The 18,001-nt window shown below is 65.7% G+C and carries 18 protein-coding genes; 10 read left to right on the plus strand and 8 right to left on the minus strand.

Features of this window, described 5'->3' with window-relative positions; all coding sequences use genetic code 11:
• The first annotated feature begins 67 nt into the window (after positions 1-67).
• Together AC5RVY_RS07810 and AC5RVY_RS07815 are read left to right on the plus strand one after the other, a co-directional pair.
• Positions 68-556 (plus strand): inorganic diphosphatase, encoded by a 489-nt coding sequence (locus tag AC5RVY_RS07810; protein WP_079596875.1) that lies wholly within the window; start codon positions 68-70, stop codon positions 554-556.
• 120 nt (positions 557-676) lie between these two features.
• A complete protein-coding gene (locus tag AC5RVY_RS07815) occupies positions 677-2,083 on the plus strand; it encodes a carboxylesterase family protein (RefSeq protein ID WP_493954122.1) in 1,407 nt (468 codons plus the stop codon).
• Here AC5RVY_RS07815 and AC5RVY_RS07820 read toward each other — a convergent pair.
• A complete protein-coding gene (locus tag AC5RVY_RS07820) occupies positions 2,080-4,488 on the minus strand; it encodes a phosphoketolase family protein (RefSeq protein ID WP_493954123.1) in 2,409 nt (802 codons plus the stop codon). The two genes, AC5RVY_RS07815 and AC5RVY_RS07820, sit on opposite strands and share 4 nt — an antisense overlap.
• A 161-nt stretch (positions 4,489-4,649) precedes the next feature.
• Here AC5RVY_RS07820 and AC5RVY_RS07825 point away from each other — a divergent pair, with 161 nt between their 5' ends.
• On the plus strand, positions 4,650-5,249 hold the full coding sequence (locus AC5RVY_RS07825) for a hypothetical protein (protein ID WP_493954124.1): 600 nt from the start codon (positions 4,650-4,652) through the stop codon (positions 5,247-5,249).
• A gap of 26 nt (positions 5,250-5,275) precedes the next feature.
• Here AC5RVY_RS07825 and AC5RVY_RS07830 read toward each other — a convergent pair whose 3' ends face one another.
• Entirely contained in the window at positions 5,276-5,860 is a 585-nt protein-coding gene (locus AC5RVY_RS07830) for a histidine phosphatase family protein (RefSeq protein ID WP_493954125.1), read from the minus strand.
• A 110-nt stretch (positions 5,861-5,970) separates the two neighbouring features.
• Positions 5,971-6,831: an HAD family hydrolase gene (locus AC5RVY_RS07835; RefSeq protein ID WP_493954126.1), complete on the minus strand. Its 861-nt coding sequence runs from the start codon at positions 6,829-6,831 to the stop codon at positions 5,971-5,973.
• A 716-nt stretch (positions 6,832-7,547) separates the two neighbouring features.
• Here AC5RVY_RS07835 and AC5RVY_RS07840 point away from each other — a divergent pair.
• Entirely contained in the window at positions 7,548-8,099 is a 552-nt protein-coding gene (locus tag AC5RVY_RS07840; RefSeq protein WP_493954127.1) for a PDDEXK family nuclease, read from the plus strand.
• A gap of 62 nt (positions 8,100-8,161) precedes the next feature.
• Here the strand turns inward: AC5RVY_RS07840 and serS are convergent, their stop codons facing one another.
• On the minus strand, positions 8,162-9,442 hold the full coding sequence (gene serS, locus AC5RVY_RS07845; RefSeq protein ID WP_493954128.1) for a serine--tRNA ligase: 1,281 nt from the start codon (positions 9,440-9,442) through the stop codon (positions 8,162-8,164).
• A 90-nt stretch (positions 9,443-9,532) separates the two neighbouring features.
• Between serS and AC5RVY_RS07850 the strand changes: the two genes are divergently transcribed.
• Positions 9,533-10,597, plus strand: coding sequence for a diacylglycerol/lipid kinase family protein (locus tag AC5RVY_RS07850; protein ID WP_493954129.1), 1,065 nt, complete (start codon positions 9,533-9,535; stop codon positions 10,595-10,597).
• A gap of 23 nt (positions 10,598-10,620) precedes the next feature.
• On the opposite strand, the gene AC5RVY_RS07855 is transcribed toward AC5RVY_RS07850, so the two are convergent.
• The 3 genes from AC5RVY_RS07855 to AC5RVY_RS07865 form a co-directional block, all read right to left on the minus strand.
• Entirely contained in the window at positions 10,621-10,827 is a 207-nt protein-coding gene (locus AC5RVY_RS07855) for a hypothetical protein (RefSeq protein WP_493954130.1), read from the minus strand.
• A gap of 95 nt (positions 10,828-10,922) precedes the next feature.
• On the minus strand, positions 10,923-11,900 hold the full coding sequence (gene pheA, locus AC5RVY_RS07860) for a prephenate dehydratase (RefSeq protein WP_493954131.1): 978 nt from the start codon (positions 11,898-11,900) through the stop codon (positions 10,923-10,925).
• Positions 11,901-11,962: 62 nt separating this feature from the next.
• Positions 11,963-12,289, minus strand: coding sequence for a rhodanese-like domain-containing protein (locus tag AC5RVY_RS07865; RefSeq protein ID WP_493954132.1), 327 nt, complete (start codon positions 12,287-12,289; stop codon positions 11,963-11,965).
• Between the two features lie 156 nt (positions 12,290-12,445).
• Here AC5RVY_RS07865 and AC5RVY_RS07870 point away from each other — a divergent pair, with 156 nt between their 5' ends.
• From AC5RVY_RS07870 to AC5RVY_RS07890, 5 genes are all read left to right on the plus strand, one after another.
• Positions 12,446-12,586: a hypothetical protein gene (locus tag AC5RVY_RS07870; protein WP_493954133.1), complete on the plus strand. Its 141-nt coding sequence runs from the start codon at positions 12,446-12,448 to the stop codon at positions 12,584-12,586.
• Complete coding sequence (locus AC5RVY_RS07875; RefSeq protein WP_493954134.1) at positions 12,579-13,997, plus strand: amidase; 1,419 nt, start codon at positions 12,579-12,581, stop codon at positions 13,995-13,997. The genes AC5RVY_RS07870 and AC5RVY_RS07875 overlap by 8 nt, the downstream gene beginning before the upstream one ends.
• Positions 13,998-14,480: 483 nt before the next feature.
• A complete protein-coding gene (locus AC5RVY_RS07880; protein ID WP_493954135.1) occupies positions 14,481-14,843 on the plus strand; it encodes a hypothetical protein in 363 nt (120 codons plus the stop codon).
• A gap of 292 nt (positions 14,844-15,135) precedes the next feature.
• Complete coding sequence (locus AC5RVY_RS07885) at positions 15,136-15,636, plus strand: LapA family protein (protein WP_493954136.1); 501 nt, start codon at positions 15,136-15,138, stop codon at positions 15,634-15,636.
• Positions 15,637-15,840: 204 nt separating this feature from the next.
• Positions 15,841-17,289, plus strand: a complete 1,449-nt coding sequence (locus AC5RVY_RS07890; protein WP_493954137.1) for a purine-cytosine permease family protein — start codon at positions 15,841-15,843, stop codon at positions 17,287-17,289.
• Between the two features lie 122 nt (positions 17,290-17,411).
• Here the strand turns inward: AC5RVY_RS07890 and AC5RVY_RS07895 are convergent, their stop codons facing one another.
• Positions 17,412-17,996 (minus strand): DUF4190 domain-containing protein, encoded by a 585-nt coding sequence (locus AC5RVY_RS07895; RefSeq protein WP_493954138.1) that lies wholly within the window; start codon positions 17,994-17,996, stop codon positions 17,412-17,414.
• Between the last annotated feature and the right edge of the window lie 5 nt (positions 17,997-18,001).

Below are 18,001 nucleotides of genomic sequence, written 5' to 3' on the forward strand. Positions count from 1 at the left end.
ACGGACACTCCCTTCTGGAGGCCGTCAGGTGTGCCGCGAACCCCCTGCAATTGCCGAGGAGCATTCCATGAAGCATGACGTGACCATCGAGATCCCCAAGGGATCGCGCGTCAAGTACGAAGTTGACCACGAGACCGGCCGCGTCCGCCTGGACCGCGTCCTCTTCACCTCCATGCAGTACCCCACGCACTACGGATACTTCGAAAACACCCTCGGCGAGGACGGCGACCCGCTGGACGCGCTGGTGCTCCTGCAGGACTTCGACCTGCACCCGGGCGTCATTGTCGAGTCCCGCCCCATCGGCGTCTTCAACATGACCGACGACGGCGGCGGAGACGCGAAGATCCTCTGCGTCCCGGTGGATGCCCGCTTCGACCACATCCAGGAAGTCAGCGACGTCAACGACTTCCTGATCAAGGAGATCGAGCACTTCTTCACCCGCTACAAGGACCTGGAGCCGGGCAAGTGGGTCAAGGCCGAGGGCTGGGGCGACCGCGCCGCCGCCGAGGCCGAGCTGGAAGCCTCCATCAAGCGTTACGTCCCCACCGGCCACTAGTACTGTTCCGCCGGTTGAGCCTGCCGAAACTTTGGAAAGCCGGGTTTTGACAGGCTCAGCCACCGAATGATGAAGGCCCACGTCAAGCGACGTGGGCCTTCGTTGTGGTTAAAGTGAGAGGTGACTTCAGCACCCACCTTCACCCCGCCCTGCGGACCAGTCACCGGCTGGCCCGATGGGGACGTCATCCGGGCCACCGGCATCCCGTACGCCAGGGCTGCCCGGTTCCAGCCTCCCGCTCCTGTGCCGGACTGGACCGAACCCTACGCGGCAACATCCCCCGCGCCCGCCTGCCCGCAGGGACCGGTGCCGTTCCTTGACGACGTCCTGGGCACCCGCTACGGCGAACTTCCAGGCAGCGAGGACTGCCAGAACCTGTCCATCACCATGCCCGCCAGCCTCACTCCGGGCGAGCGACTGCCCGTGATGGTCTGGATCCACGGCGGTTCCTACACCACCGGCTCCGGCGACCTTGCCATCTTCGACCCCGCGGTGCTGGTGGCCGAAAACCGCGTAGTAGTGGTTTCGGTGACCTACCGGCTGGGACTCTTCGGCTTCCTGGGCACCCGTTCCGGCCGGCCCGGCAACCTGGGCCTGCTGGACCAGCTTGAGGCCTTCCGCTGGGTGCAGCGGAACATTGCCGCCTTCGGTGGAGATCCGGGGCGGGTGACCGCCTTCGGACAGTCTGCCGGCGGTGACGCCATCGCACACCTCATGGCAACTCCTGAAGCCCCGTCACTGTTCCAGCGGGCCATCATCCAGAGCGCGCCCCTGGGTATCTCCCGGGGGCGCGCCAAAATGAACCAGGCCATGGGAATCGCGGCGGAAGCGGTCGCCGAGGACACTCCGGCCATGGAGGTGGTGGAGCGGGAGGACCACGTGGCGCAGGTGGCCCGGAAGTTCGGGATGCTCGCCGCCATGCCTTTCGGGACGCAATACGGGCACACGCCGCTCCCGGAGGAATCTGATATCGAGGCTGCGTGGAACCGCTCGGCACCCGGTATAGAAGTACTGATCGGGCACACGTCCGAGGAAGCGAGGCTGTTCCTGCCGCGCAGCCCGTACCTCAGCAAGCTGGCACGCGTCCCGGTCGCCGGAACCGCCGCTATCCGGGCCATCGATGGGGTTGTGACCGAGACTGTTTATGGCAGGGCCGCCCGGAAGTTCGCCAGGCGGCACGCCCGGGCAGGCGGAAAAGCCTGCCGCTACGTCCTGAGCTGGCACGCGCCCGGCAACATTTTTGGTGCTGCCCACACCATCGACCTCCCGCTCCTTTTCGGCAACAGGAGGACCTGGGACGGCGCCGGGCTGATCGCCGGCGCACGCTGGGAGGACGTGGACGACGTCGGGCGGCAGGTGCGTAGCCTGTGGGCGGCCTTCGCCCGGGGTGATGGCCTGGGCGAAAAGGGCGGGATCCCGGGTGCCCTGCGGTACAGGGCTGAGCACCCACAGGCTGGCTCCCGCCAAGGTCCTCCGCGATCCAGCGGTCCGCGAAGGAGCCGGCCGGAGCAGGAAAAGTACAGCTAGCCGAGTTTCCAGTCCCGGATATCCTCGGGATCCTCACCATGTGTGCGCGTGTGCTCCCGTGCCCGGATCCTGCTGTCCTGGAGCTCCTGCCGCAGCAGCGAGTGTTTCTCCGCCAGGCCCGGCACGCGGTCGATGGCGTCGATGGCCAGCTGGAACCGGTCGATGCCGTTCAGCATCGCCATGTCGAACGGCGTGGTGGTGGTCCCCTCCTCCTTGTAGCCGCGGACGTGCAGGCCCTCCTGGTTGTTACGGCGGTAGGCCAGCCGGTGGATCAGCGCCGGGTAGCCGTGGTAGGCGAAGATGACGGGCTTGTCCGGAGTGAAAATCCCGTCGAAGTCCCGTGCCGGGAGCCCGTGCGGATGCTCGCTTTCATCCTGCAGCCGCATCAGGTCCACGACGTTGACCACGCGGACCTTCAGCCCCGGAGCACCCTTCCGCAGCAGTTCCGCCGCGGCCACCGTCTCCACCGTGGGAACATCCCCGGCGCAGGCCAAGACAACGTCGGGGTCCTCGCCCGGGACCTCCGAGCCCGCGAACTCCCAGATACCCAGGCCCCGCTGGCAGTGGGTGGCGGCATCGGCCGGTCCGAGCCAGGTGGGCGAAGGCTGCTTTCCGCTGACCACGATGTTTACGTAATCCGTGGACGCCAGGCAGTGCTCCATCACGGACAGCAGCGTGTTCGCGTCCGGCGGCAGGTACACACGGATGACCTCGGCCTTTTTGTTCACTGCATGATCGATGAACCCCGGATCCTGGTGCGAAAACCCATTGTGGTCCTGCTGCCACACGTGCGAGGACAACAGGTAGTTCAGCGACGGGATGGGCTGGCGCCATGGCAGCTTCCGGTGCACTTTCAGCCACTTGGCGTGCTGGTTGAACATCGAGTCGACGATGTGGATGAACGCCTCATAGCAGCTGAACACGCCGTGCCTGCCGGTCAGCAGGTAGCCCTCCAGCCAGCCCTGGCACAAGTGCTCACTCAGCACCTCCATCACCCTGCCGGAGCGCGCAAGGTGCTCGTCGACGTCGTCAATGCGGTACTGCCACACCTTGTCCGTGACCTCATAGACGTTTTGGAGCCGGTTGGACGCTGTCTCGTCCGGTCCGAACAACCGGAACGTTTCCATGTTCAGGGCCACTACGTCCCGCATCCAGGAGCCCAGGGTGACCATCGGGCTGACCCGCTCAGTACCCGCCCGGGCAACCTCGACAGCGTGGTCCCGGTAATCGGGCAGCTTCAAGGCGCGGCGCAGCAGTCCGCCGTTCGCGTGGGGTGTGGCGCTCATCCGGAAGTCACCGGTGGGCGCACCCTCGGCGACGTCGGGCCGGAGCCGCCCGTCGCCGTCGAACAGTTCCTCCGGGCGGTAGGACTGCAGCCACTGCTCCAGGAGGCGCAGGTGGTCCCCGTTGGTGCGGACCTCGGAAAGGGGCACCTGGTGGCTCCGCCACGTCCCCTCAACCTGCAGCCCGTCCACCTCGCGCGGCCCCGTCCAGCCCTTCGGCGAGCGCAGCACGATCATGGGCCAATGGGGCGCCTCTTCTCCCCCTGTGCTGTATCGTTCCTCAGCGCTGTCCGGTGCCTCAGGGCTTTCCTGCGTCCGCCGGGAGTCCTGGATGGCACGGATGTCCGCCATGCAGCTTTCCAGCGCCTCCGCGAAATCCCGGTGGGCCTGCTCTGTGTTGTCCGGATCCTTCACCGTGACGAAGTAGGGCTCGTGGCCGTAACCGCGCAGGAGTTGCTCGAGCTGTGCTTCCGGCATGCGGGCCAGGACCGTGGGGTTGGCGATTTTGTAGCCGTTCAGGTGCAGGATGGGCAACACCGCCCCGTCCGTTGCCGGGTCCAGGAAGTTGTGGGAGTGCCAGCTGGCGGCCAGCGGCCCGGTCTCCGCCTCGCCGTCGCCAATCACGACGGCGGCAACCAATTGGGGGTTGTCCAGCACTGAGCCGTACGCATGGGCGAGGGAGTATCCGAGCTCGCCGCCCTCGTTGATGGAGCCGGGAGTTTCCGGGGCGGCATGGCTGGGGATGCCGCCGGGGTAGGAGAACTGGCGGAACAGCTCCGCGAGGCCGTCCTCGTCGTTGCCCACGTGGCCGTAGATTTCGGAATAGGTGCCTTCGAGCCAGGAATTGGCGACGACGGCGGGGCCGCCATGACCGGGACCGGCCACAAAGAGCATTTCGGCGGAGTCGCGGCGGATGATGCGGTTCAGGTGCGCGTACACGAAGTTCAGCCCGGGCGTGGTGCCCCAGTGCCCCAGCAGCCGGGACTTGGCGTGCTCGGCCTTCAGGGGTTCACGCAGCAGGGGGTTGGAGCGGAGGTAGATCTGTCCCACTGATAGGTAGTTGGCGGCGCGCCACCAGCGGTCCACAAGTCCGAGTTCGTCCTGGCCCATGCTGCTGGTCATAACCATCCTCACGTCGCGGTCACCGCCCGAAGGCAGCCGTGGCTCCATCGCACCAGATGGACCCGGGCGAGACAACCCTGCTTGCCCGGATCTGGCTACCTGATTACCCCGGTGGCCCACTTGGCCGGGCGAGGCTACTTGCGGGTAGGCTGTGCATTCAGATGTTCACGCTGACAATCAACCAAAGGGATAGCCGGCGCGATGGTGACCGGGTACCGCAGCTGCTCAAGGACCTGCGGCACATTCCTGCGCGCCTGGACTTTGACCGGTCAGTGGAAGACGAAGTCCAGGGCATCGTGGACTGCCCCGATCAGGCCGTGGAGGCGGCACTGATCGCGCTGCGGGCGGGTTCCTGGTACGTGGGGATCGGCGTCGGGCCTGTCAATGAGCCGCTGCCCAACCAGGTCAAGGACGCCTCCGGCCACGGGCTGGTGTACGCCCGGCGGGCCGTGGACCGGCTGCGGAACAGCAATTACAGGGTCCCGGTCGCCGTTGAGGGCCCTCTCGCGGACGTAGCCCATGATGCCGAAGCCGTGCTCCGGCTGCTCGGACACATCGTCCGGGACCGGTCCGGCGCCGAATGGCGGGTCCTTGACCTGCTGACCCCGGGGGTGCGCGGCCAGCAGAAGGCAGTGGCCCAGGAACTCGGGATCACCACCCAGGCGGTCAGCAAGGCGGTGGCGCGGGCGCAGTGGAACGAGGAACATGCCGCCCGGCCCGCAGCAGCCCGGTTGCTGGCGCTGATCCTCGAGGCGCGCTGAGCCTTCTTCGCGCAGGCATCCTGATGTCAGCCCTGGCTGGCCGCCATCACCGGCTCGCCGTTGAAGTATTCAAGCTGCCAGCCGTCAATCGCGTGGTGATGCGCCAGGTTCAGCACCGCATTGTCGATGCTCTTCAAGGTGCTGCCCACAGCGCGGCTGAGGCTCACGCGCAGGAGCGTGCCGTGCGCGACAACGAGAAGGCGCCGCCCGCGGTACTCATCAGCCAGTGCCTCCAACGCCGCCAAACCCCGGTCAGCGGCCTCGTCCTCGCTTTCGGCACCACGGAAGCCCCCGGGGATGCGGAGCGCGTCCAATTCCGGCCCGGCCTGCATTCCCTCCGCGGGTCCAAAACTCCGCTCGATGAGTTCCGGCATGCGACGGACCTCGCTGAGGCCCAGCCCGGCCGCAATCACATCTGCCGTCTCGGCGGCACGGCTCAGCGGCGAGGACACGATGGCGTCCCATTCGTAGGCAGACAAAACGGCGACGGCGTCACGCGCCTGGGCCCGGCCGACGTCGTTCAGCGGAATGTCCGTGGCACCCTGCAGCCGGCGCTGCGCATTCCAGTCGGTCTGGCCATGGCGGATGAGGGCGAACGTCGTGAGGGTCATGCTTTCCATTCTGCCCGACGGCGGGTGGAGGCCAGGAATCGTGGGAGGCCTCCGGAAGGCCCGAGGTTCGTCCCCGGCCAGGCTGAAGCCTTCCCCGCTAACGGAGAGGCCTAAAGGAGGCTGCGCAGCACGTGGGCGGCGCCGTCGTCGAACACGGAATGCGTGACCTCATCCGCAGCAGCGATGACTTCCGCGGGGGCCTGGCCCATGGCCACTCCCCGGCCGGCCCACGTGAGCATCTCGATGTCGTTCCTGCCATCGCCCACTGCCACCGTGAGGTGCGGTTCGATGCCGAGGCGGCCACGCAGTTTCTCCAAAGCGCTCGCCTTAGTGACGCCGGCGGCCGCGATGTCCAGCCATGCCGTCCAGCCCACGGAATACGTGACGCCGGCGAGGCCCACGTGCTCGATGGCCTCGTTGAACTCCTCTGGCGTGTTCTCGGTACTGAACACCACAACGCGCACGGCGGTGGCTTCGAGCATGGTGTGGAAGTCGACGCCCACAGCCTCGACGCCAAAACTTGGGTCCTGGAAGCGCTCGGTGGACAGGAAGTTGCCGTCCTCATCCTCCAGTGCGTACTTGGCGGACGGAAGCCGTTCGCGGAGGGCCCGGAGGGCGGGAGCCGGATCGAACGTGGCCTTGTGGATGACCTCGTACCCGTTATCCAACTCGGGGTGGAGACGCAGGGTCACACCGCCGTTGCAGCACACCGCATAACCGCGGTCAATGCCGATGTTTTCAATGATGGGCAGCATCGCGTTCAGTGAACGGCCGGTGGCAATCATCACTTCGTGGCCGGCGGCTACTACTGCCTGCGCCGCTTCACGAACGGCCGGGGACATGTGGCCGTCGTGATCCACCAGCGTGCCGTCCACGTCCAGGGCGACCATCAGCTTTTGGTCTGTGTTGTTGTTTTCGTTATCTCGCCGGTCATCGTTGCCGGCGACTGAGGTTTCAGTCAGCGTTGTCATCCATCAAGTAGAGCAGATGCCCCCAAAAATCCGCTAGGACGCGCGCCACAGAGTTATTGAACAGTTGGCAAATACCCACAGGTTTTCCCGCAGGGGGTGTTAACCTCCGCGGGTGCCCTATGCTCCCAGCGGGAAAGCACCCGCCAACGGACTGTGCAACTGCGGCCCCGCAGGTGCACAGTCCGCGCGGGGGTGCGCTACCTAATTCGTGGTTTTCCACATAGATCCGTTACCGCTTCACGCCCCAGAAGGCTCCGGGGACGATGATGGGCATGGAGTTAATTGACGCCGCCGCGGTGAGTCGGAGTACCGGGGACTCCCGTTCGCTCAGCAGGCGGTACGCCCGGGGAGAGCTGATCCGCGTCCGCAAAGGCATCTACGCCTGCAAACAGGAATGGATCTCGCTGGCGCCCTGGGAACGGTACCGCCAGACTGTCCTTGCTGTGAACCTTGAGCTACCCCGGTCCAGGTTCTGCCTAAACACAGCCGCCTCCGTATGGGCCCTGGAATTGCTCGATGTTCCGGCCTACGTCCACCTGTCCGGGGCGTCAAGGGGGCACACAGGCAAGAAGCCGCCCACGACGTCCGCGGCCGTGATGCCCACAGGACGAACCGGAATTGAAGGGATAACGTCCTACGGGACCGCACGCCATGGGCCGCAAGCTACTGCCGTATTACATGCCGGCCTCTTGGTAACACCACTGCCGGAGACCGTGGTGTCAGTTATCGCCAGAGAGAACTTCGCGGCGGGCACGGTTCTGGCGGATCATGCCATAGGCGCGCGCCGCACGTCCGGTCCGGGAGTGAGCAGAGAAGAGTTGCTCGCGCACGCTGGGCGGCTGGAGTCGGGTGCACGCAGGCGGTGGGTCGCCCGAGTACTTGATTTTGCCGTAACGAATTCCGGATCGGCCGGCGAATCGTTAAGCCGGGCACAGATACACCTTCTGGGTTTTCCTGCTCCCCTGCTTCAGGCAAGCTTCCACGTGGGCGGGCATTTCATTGCCCGAACTGACTTCTTCTGGCCCCGGTTCAAGCTTGTCGGCGAGTTCGACGGCGACGCGAAGTATCTGCGCGACGAGTACCTCAGCGGCCAAACAGCCCGCGAAGCGGTGCTGGCCGAGAAGAAGCGGGAGGACAAACTTCGTGCAGCCGGGCTCAAGGTGGTGCGCTGGGACTGGGCGATCGCTTCAGATGCGGCCCGACTTGGTGCGCATCTAAGAAATGCGGGCCTGGCCAGCAGCGGGACCAGGAACAAAAGCACCCGCTAACCGACTTTGCACCCGCGGGTACGCAGGTGCAAAGTCCGTTAGAGGGTGCGATTCGCGGGAAGCTACAGAACCGGGAGGACCTCAAGGCCGCCCAGGTACTTCTGCAGCGCCTTGGGCACGGTGACCGAGCCGTCCGCGTTCTGGTGGTGCTCCAGCAGGGCTACGATCCAGCGGGTGGTGGCCAACGTTCCGTTCAGGGTGGCCACAGCCCGGGTACCCTTTGCCACACCCTCCGAATTGACTGCGCGTTCGCGGATATTCAGGCGGCGGGCCTGGAAAGTGGTGCAGTTGGATGTGGAGGTCAGCTCGCGGTACGCATTCTGGGTGGGAACCCAGGCTTCACAGTCGTACTTGCGGGCAGCGGACATGCCGAGGTCGCCGGCGGCAGTGTCGATCACCCGGTACGGAAGCTCGCACTTGGCGAGCATTTCCTCTTCCCAGGCCAGCAGCCGCTGGTGCTCGGCCGCGGCCTCCTCAACTGTGGTGTAGATGAACATCTCCACCTTGTTGAACTGGTGCACGCGGATGATGCCGCGGGTGTCCTTGCCGTGTGAGCCGGCTTCGCGGCGGTAGCAGGAGCTCTGGCCGGCGTAGCGGATGGGCCCCTTGGAAAAGTCGAGGATCTCGTCCGCGTGGTAGCCGGCGAGGGCCACCTCGGAGGTGCCCACCAGGTAAAGGTCGTCTTCGGCGAGACGGTAGATCTCGGCGTCGTGCTTTACGTCAAAGCCGGTGCCCTGCATGGTCTCGGGGCGCACCAACGTGGGGGTGATCATCGGGATGAACCCGGCTTCGATGGCCTGGTCCATGGCCATCTGCAGCAGCGCCATTTCCAGCCGCGCACCCACACCGCGGAGGAAATAGAAGCGCGCTCCGGACACCTTGGCGCCACGCTCCATGTCGATGGCGCCGATCAGTTCACCGATTTCCAGGTGGTCCTTCGGCTCAAAGTCCGGGAATTCCCGCGGCGTGCCAACGGTCTTGACCACCACGTAGTCGTCCTCGCCGCCCTCGGGGACGCCGTCCTCGATGAGGTTGGGGATGGTGCGCAGGAGTTCTTCCTGCTTGGTCTGGGCGGCATCGGCTTCAGCGGAGGCTGCCTTCACCGAGTTGGCCAGCTCCTTGACCTCGGCCAGCAGGGCCTTCTTCTCGTCGCCCTTGGCCTGGGCCACCTTCTTGCCGAAGGCGTTCTGCTCGGCACGCAGGTTCTCGAAGCGGATGAGCGCCGCGCGGCGTGCGGAGTCGGCGGAAATGATCGCGTCCACCACTGATTCGTCCGCGCCGCGGGCGCGCTGGCTGGCTCGGAACTTCTCCGGGTTTTCGCTGAGGTCTTTTACGTCGATCACCACATAAGGGTATCCAATCCGGAGGAGTACGACGGCGGCCGGCCAATGGGCCGTCAAGCGCAGCTGCCGCCGGGATACTGTTGGGGAACCATGAGCGACCTGATTCTCTACGTGCTGATAGCGGTGGCGCTTGCCTTCGCGATTTCCAGCTGGTGGGGAGTCCGCAGGCTCAAGGCGCTGCATGTGCGCAGCGCGGTGGGCGGAGAGGCGCACGAGTCAGGCCTCAGCCAGCAGCGTGTGGCAGTCATCCTGAACCCCATCAAAGCCCGCTCCGGTGAAGCGAAAGCCACCATCCAGCGGGCCTGCCTCACCGCGGGCTGGGACGAGCCGGTGTTTTACGAGACGACGGCGGAGGACCCCGGATTCTCCCAGGCGCAGGCAGCTTTGGCCGGCAAGCCCGACGTCGTCCTCGTGGGCGGCGGTGACGGCACCGTCCGCGTTGTGGCCGAGTCCCTCGCGCGCACCAGTGTTGCCATGGGACTGATTCCGCTCGGAACCGGGAACCTCCTGGCCCGTAACGTGGACCTGGACGTCAACGACCTCCACGGCAACGTGCAAACGGCCCTCTTCGGAAACCAGCGCTACATCGACACCGCCCGGCTGGGCATCGAGAACTCGCGGACCGGGCATTCCTCGGAACATGTGTTCCTGGTGATCGCCGGGATTGGCATGGACGCAGAGGTGCTCGCGGATACCAATGCGGGCCTGAAAAAAACGTTCGGCTGGCTGGCCTATACCGAGGCGGGCATGCGCCACCTGCCCGGGCGGCGGAAGAAGGTCTCCATTTCGCTGGACGGCAGCCCGGACCAGGTGCGGAACATCCGCAGCGTCCTTTTCGCGAACTGCGGGCTGGTCCCCGGCGGCATCGACTTCATCCCGCAGGCCATGATCGACGACGGCATGCTGGACGTTGTGGTGATGAGTCCCCGCAGCGCCATCGGGTGGCTGCTGATGTACGTCAAGATCATGTTCAAGCACAGCGGGAAGCTGCCCATCATGACCGTCTACCGGTCCGGCAGGGTCGTCATCAAGTGCCCGGAACCGATGCCCACCCAGCTCGACGGCGACACGGCGGGCGAGGCCACCCGGGTCACCGTCCAGGTGGAACCGCGTTCTTTATTGATAAGGGTGAAGGGACAGACGGCTCTGGGCTGAGCCGGACCGGTCTCAACCAATGGTCAGGCGTTGGCTTCCTTTTTTGCCTCGGCCGCTGCTTTTGCGGCGGCGCGGGCCTCGGACTGCTCACGGATCATGGCCTGTTCCTCTTCGAAGCGCAGGCGGTCAGCACGGTCAGCCTCGTCGCCGTCCCAGTCCTGGTTGTCGGCGGTGGGACGGGGATTAACGATCATTCCCTGGCCATCATTGTCGTTGCTGCTGGTAGTCATGACCCGCTCCCTTCGTTAGGGGCCATCCCTCATCGTGGATCAAGTAAGCATACGCATTGCCCACACCCTGCGGAAGTGGTACAAGAGGCATTTGCCTACGCTGTGGGCGAAGCGACGGAACCGTTTTCCGTGGTCGCAGGTTCGGGCTGAAGCCCGGCAACCCATGCCCGCGCTGCTGCGAAAGCCTCGTCTGACGTATGTGGTTCCACTACCGTCTCCTGGCGGTCCGCCCGCGGATACGAGCCCAGGAAACGGGTGGCAGGGCTGATACGGTGCAGCCCTGCGAGGGCATCAGCCAGGCGGGCGTCAGCGAGGTGGCCGTCGGCGTCGATACTGAAGAAGTAGTGGCCCAGGTACTGCCCGGTGGGCCGGGACTCGATCCGGCTAAGGTTTACCCCGCGGCTGGCGAACTGGTCCAGAATCTCCATAAGGGCGCCCGGCCGGTCCTCAGGCAGCGGCACCACCACGGTTGTCTTGTCCGCTCCCGTGCGTTCAGGCAGGCTGCCCGGGCGGCTCACCAAGACGAAGCGTGTCACCGCATCCGGGTTGTCACCAATGTTTTTAGCGAGAGCCGAAAGCCCGGGCTGTTCCTCGGCAACCAGCGGAGCGCAGATCGCGGCGTCGTAGTGGCAGTCCTCCGCCAACAGCCCCATGGCCGCCGCAGCGGTGGATGAAGCGGGAACGTATTCCGCGCCCGGAATGTTCGCGTCCATCCAGAGCCGGCACTGAGCCCAGGCATGGCCATGGGTGGATACCCGGCGGATATCCTCTACCCGCAGCCCGGGCCGGGCCACCAGGACGAAGCTGATGGGCACCAGGACTTCGCGGATAATCCGCAACTCCTGCCCAGTGGCGATTGCATCAAGGGTGGCCGTGACGCCACCCTCCACAGAGTTCTCGATGGGCACCATGGCGGCGTCGGCGGACCCTCCGCGCACTGTGTCCAGCGCCGCATTGACGTTCGACGCCGGCACCCGGTTTGCGTGCGCAGCGTCCGGTACCTGCAGCAGGGCGGCCTCGGTGAAGGTGCCTTCGGGCCCGAGGAAGGCATAGGTGGCGGCGCGCGCGGGCATAGGTATTCCTTTGGGAGCATGGGAGCGCCCTGGACAGGACGCAGCGGGGAAAAGCGTTCGGGCTAGAGCACCAGGGGCTTGAGGCCGTTGTCCGAGACCAGGGGCTTTCCCGCCTCCAGCCATTGGTCCATGCCGCCGGAGACATTGATTGCGGTATATCCCTGGCCCGTCAGCCACTGCGCAGCACGGAAGGACCGGCCACCGGTCCTGCAGATGACATAGAGGTCCTGGTCCGGATCGAGTTCATTCAACCGGGCGGGCAACTGGTCCAGGGGGATGTGGAGGGCGCCGTCGGCATGGCCGGCCACCCATTCGTAGTCCTCCCGGACATCCAGGATCGCGGCCTCGTCGGGGATGTCGTTGACACGGACGGTATCGAAATCGCTCATGGGAAATCCTGTCTGGCAGATCGTGGTTCGGCTTTAAGCCTAGTCCCCGCCTCCGGGATTAGTCCCCCGGCCTGCCACCCCGCACCCTTGCCTTCCCGGAAGCACCGCGCGTTAGGCTCGTGGAACCACGTTTCAGCAAGAACCCTGGGAGGAACCTTGCCTGCAGCTCATCCCGCGGCCATCCCGAAGGATTCCCGGGAATCCGCGCGCCCGCGCCGGCGCTCCGCCAGGCCGGGCAGGGACCTGGACCTGGACCTGGACCTGGACCTTGACCTGGGGCAGCTGTACCTTGGCTGAGCTCCACGAACTGCCCGCCGTCGCGCTGAGGGACAGCCTCCGCAAAGGAGAGGTCTCCGCCGCCGAAGCCACCGCCCACTTCCTCGCGAGGGTTGATGAGCAGAATCCCCTGCTGGGCGCGTTTGTCACTGTCACGGCCGAGCAGGCCATGGCCGGCGCCCGCGCCGCAGACGCCTTCCGGTTCCGCGCCGATCAGGACGAGCTCCCGCTCCTGCACGGCATGCCCTTGGCTTTCAAGGACCTCACTGACGTGGCCGGTGTAGTGACCACCCATGGCAGTGCCGCCCTGGACCACAAACCGGCGGTCAGTGACGGGCCTTTGGTGGCGCTCCTCAAGGAAGCCGGAGCGATTTCCCTGGGCAAGACGCAGGTGCCGGAATTTGGCCTGACGGCTTACAGCGAAAACCGCGTGGCGCCGCCGTCACGCAATCCGCACGCTCCAAGCAGGAGTTCAGGAGGATCCTCCGGCGGCAGCGCCGCAGCCGTGGCCGCAGGACTGCTTCCCTTCGCGCCCGGCACCGACGGCGGCGGTTCCATCCGCATTCCCGCGGCCGCATGCGGGCTGGTAGGCCTGAAGCCGGGCCGGGGCCTTGTGCCCAGCGGAGAGAGCCTGGGCGATCCTGCACGGCTTGTGGTGGCCGGACCCTTGGCCAGCAGCGCTGCCGACGCAGCCCTGATGCTGGACGCACTCGTCCCCGCCGGGCCCGCGGAGAACAGCTACCTCAAAGCGGCGGAAAAGGAACCCCCGCGGCTGCGGATCGGCGTTACGCTGGACAGCCCGTGGGCCGGCACGTTCCCGTTTGTCCCGGACCAGGAGGCCTTGGACGCGCTCCGGGCGGGCGAAAAACTTTTGGAAGACGCTGGGCATTCGATCAGCGACGCACGCATCCGCTACGACAACCGCTACCCCGACGCGTTCACCACTGCGTGGACAGCGGCAGTGGGTGCGGCCCGCATCAGTCCTCACCGCGAAGCCCTGCTGGCACCGCTGACCCGCACTTTCCGCCGTCGGGCCCAGCAGCGCAGTCCCGCCAAACTGAACGAAGCGTTGGCGTTCCTGCGGCAGTTTGAGCGGGACACGGTGACGCAGTACGCCCAGTGGGACCTGCTGCTGATGCCGGCGCTGGCGCAGACGCCGCGTCCCATCGGCTGGTTCACCGGAACGGCACACGGCGGTGCCCCCTGGCCTGCAGCCCACTGGGCAGGGGATGCCGACGGCGACTACCGGAAACAGTGCGAATTCGCGCCGTGGTCCTCGATGGTCAACGTGTGCGGCCTGCCAGCCATTACCGTCCCCGTCCACTGGACCGGCGGGACGACCGGCGAAGGGCTCCCGATGGGCATCCAGTTGGTGGGGCCCATGGGTTCCGAAGCGCTCCTGCTGCAGGTGGCCAGGCAGCTGGGCTTCTAGCGCTCCGGGCTTCACCGCTCCGGACTGTTGCCCTGCATCCGACGCCTGCGTCATCTCCTGCACCGGGAATCTCATATCGTCAGGCACCTCGACTCCTGCACGGATCAGGAGGACGATTAAAGGGCAGTCACTATGAGGAGGCCTGTGATGTGCTATTCATCCAGCAAGGACTTCGGGTGGGGCATCAGGAAGGAAACTGAGCACCAGCCCGAGGCGAAGCAGGAAACCCCGGTGGAAACTCCGGAGAAGCCGGTCAAGGCGCAGGACTTCACGTTCTGGGCATTTCCTAACTGGCGCAGGACGCCTAGGCCCCGCACCCCCTCGGCTGAAAAGAGCAAAGAGAGGGTCTGACGCCTAACGGTGTAATACGAAGGAAGGGACTCCAGCGGAGCCCCTTCCTTTCTAATGGCGAAGATCGGATGGCCGCGGCATGAAGAATGTTGCCGGACCAAGGGACGAATGGGGTGACGAAGGGATGAGCGAGTGAACGGACAGTATGTGCACACGGCCACCCTGCTTATGGATGGCCCTGCCGCTGATCCTGCCGCTCCTGGTGCCGCCATCACTGCCGCTTTGTGCGGGAGCTGGGAACACCCGCCGCCGTGTCCGCTGGCCGCGCATCACACAGGCTGGTCCCGGGACGGGGACGCCGTTGCGCTGCGGATTATCTTCGCCACTGAGCCCCGGCATGAAGGCGATGTGCGGAGGTTCATCGACGGCGCCCTGGCACTGGGCGCATTCGACAGGCCGGACGGCACCGTCTCCCGCTGGAGCCTGCTGGCAAGCGGCCCGGCGACACTGACCGCCCGGGAGCAGGAACACGCAGAACGGATCTCCGGAACTTAGCGCAGCGTTTCCGGAACCACGCGCAGCCTGTCCTGAAGAACCACCGGCAGCATCTGCGAATCTGCCCATGCATTGCGCAGAAGGGCCACTGCCTCATCGGAATGCCGCTTTCCGGAGTGCCGCCTTATCGAATGCCGCCTCTTCGGAGTGCCGCTTTAGCAGCGCATAGCTAGTGCGTCCCCGGCTCTGGCTGGAAGCCCCTCCCGTTGTGCTGTTCGAAGGACACCTACTAGGGTAGGAACATAAGCATGCTTAGTATCACGCGCAGAGGAATCCTGGGAAGGGAATCAGCATGAGCACCGGAAACTACCCGCCGGCCGGACAGCCGGAACCCACCGGACATTACGCCGAGACCAACCCGCCTGCCGGAACACCTGCCCGCGCGGATACGCCTGGGGGCAACGGCACGGGCACCGCGCCCGGGGCCTTGGGCACCGGCACGGGCACCGGCACGGGGACGCCGGGCACCGCTGGCGGGACGCCGGTCCAGGATTCAACGTCGGCAACTCCCACCCGGCCTGCTGCCGATCAGCTGCCGGTGACCCGGGCCGGAGTGGTATGGGCCGCCGTCGTGGCCGCCCTGGTACTCCTGATCCTGCTGATCATCTTTATCCTGCAAAACCAGGAACAGGTGGCCGTCCGCTATTTCGGGCTTGAAGGATTCGTCCCGCTGGGAATGGCCCTGTTTATCGCGAGCGTATCCGGAGGCGTCCTGGTGGCCATGGCAGGCGGCGCCCGGATCCTGCAGCTCCGCAGGAACGCCCACCGCGCCCGCTCTGCCCAGCGAAGGTAAAAGCCGGGGCCACGCAGGGCAGGACAGAAAGCGCAGGCAGCACAACCCCCGCAGTAGCTTGCGACAGCGCCTAAACACTCCGGCTGCGCCGCGACACGCCAGGCTGTCTGGTACACCGGACAGACCGGCGCTGTTTGCTGTTCTCTTCGGGCCGCAGACCCAGTGTGATGGAACCTACGTTTTATCACCCAAGGAGTGTTGGCCATGGCCGCAGCAAGCAGTGCCGTTGAGGCACGATCGATCGAAATGATTCCGCCCGGCGAGCGCCACGGCCACCCCCGGGGGCAGTTCACGCTCTGGTTCGGCGCCAACGCCCAGATCACGGCCATCGTTGACGGAGCCCTCGCCGTTGTCTTTGGTGCCGACGCGTTCTGGGCCATTGTGGGACTGCTGGTGGGCAATATCGTGGGCGGCGCCGTCATGGCCCTCCACTCGGCCCAGGGACCGAAGCTGGGATTGCCGCAAATGATCTCCAGCCGGGCGCAGTTCGGCGTCTACGGGGCAGTGATCCCCTTGGCTCTCGTGATCCTGATGTACGTAGGGTTCGCCTCCACCGGAACCGTCCTCTCCGGCCAGGCCATCAACCTGATGCTGGGCGCGGAGGCCCCCGCCGTCGGCATCCTCATCTTCGGTGCAGCGACGGCCCTGCTGGCGATCCTCGGATACAAGTACATCCACGCCCTCGGCCGCATCGCCACCGTCATGGGGCTCGCCGGCTTCCTCTACCTGACCATCGCCGTCCTCACGAAGTTTGACATCACCCAGATCATGATGGTCAAGGGCTTCGAATGGCCCACCTTCCTGACCGCCATCGCCCTGGGCGCCGGCTGGCAGCTGACATTCGGGCCGTACGTGGCCGACTATTCCCGCTACCTTCCCGCCCACACCTCAGAACGCAAGACGTTCTGGTACACGTTCGCAGGCTCAGTGGGCGGCGCCCAGTGGGCCATGACCCTGGGCGCCCTCGCCGGCGGCCTGTCCGCCGCGAAACTGGGCGGCGACTTCCTCAAAAACCAGGTGGGCTACATGGGCGACCTCGCCGGCGGCGGCCTGGTCGCGGTCTTCATCTACCTGGTGATCGTCACTGGAAAGCTCACCGTCAACTGCCTGAACGCCTACGGCGCGTTTATGTGCGGCGTCACCATCAGCACCGCTGTCAACCGCAAGGACACGGTGTCCAGGACCTTGCGGATCGTTTTTATCATCGCCGTCATCTCGGCCAGCGTCCTCATCGCGCTGTTCGCGAGCAAGGACTTCCTGAACCTGTTCAAGAACTTCGTCCTGCTGTTGCTGATGGTGTTCACGCCCTGGTCCGTGATCAACCTGGTGGACTACTACAAGATTTCCCGCGACCGGCTGGACATCCCGGCGCTGTACAACCCGGACGGACGCTATGGCCGGTGGAACACGGCAGCGTTGGTTTCTTACGGAGTGGGCGTGGTGGTCCAAATCCCGTTCCTCGCGCAGGCACTGTACACCGGCCCGGTTACCAAGTGGCTGGGCGGTGCCGACATCTCCTGGCTGGTGGGGATCGCCGTCACTCTCGCCGTCTACTACCCGTGGGCAAAGGCCACCAACCGTGCCCCGGCCGAATCAATCTATCCGGAGCACCCGGCGGAGATCCTTCCGGCCCCGGCAGTCGCCAAAGGCTGAAGGGACGACGGCGGGACCGGGCCAGCGTGCGTCCCTCACCTGGTCCCGTTGCCAACCAAGTAGCGCCGAGTGCCGTTTTGACGCTTCAAGACGGCACTCGGCGCCCCTCAGTTGGGTCGCCGTCAGAAGGTGTAGGACGAGCCGGTGGAGGAGCTGGCAATGGCGAGGCCAATGATGACCAGCAGCCAGAAGGCCCCGTATCCCAAGAGGCACAGGTAACCCAACACCAGCCCGGCGATGGCCATGCCCTTGCCGGCCGGCTCACGCTTGAGCGCCAGATGGCCCGTGACGATGGCGGCGATTTGCGGCAGCAGGATCCAGCCCATGATCACTGAGGCGATGCCGCACACCATGCTGGCGATGCTGAGTGTCTTCGGTTCGGCCGGCATGCCGTAGTACGCGGGCTGGCCGTAGGGGCTGGCCTGCTGGGTATACGGGCCCGCCTGGTGGTACGGGCTCGGCGCCTGGTTGTAGCCGCCGTACTGGGCCTGATCTTCGTACTGCTTTCCGTAGCCGTCCTGCCCGTAGTTCCCCGGTCCGTAGTTCCCCTGCCCGTAACCGCCCGGTCCGTCACTGGACTGCCCGTACTCGGGGCGGGACGGGGTTTCGGAACCGTACGGCGGCGAGAACCGCGGCGGTTCGAAGCCAGGCGGCGTGCTGCCGTGAGGCTGTTGGGATTCAGGCCGGTGGGCGGGCTGGTCAGTCAAGGTTT

It is taken from the genome of Arthrobacter sp. Ha26, assembly GCF_059091705.1.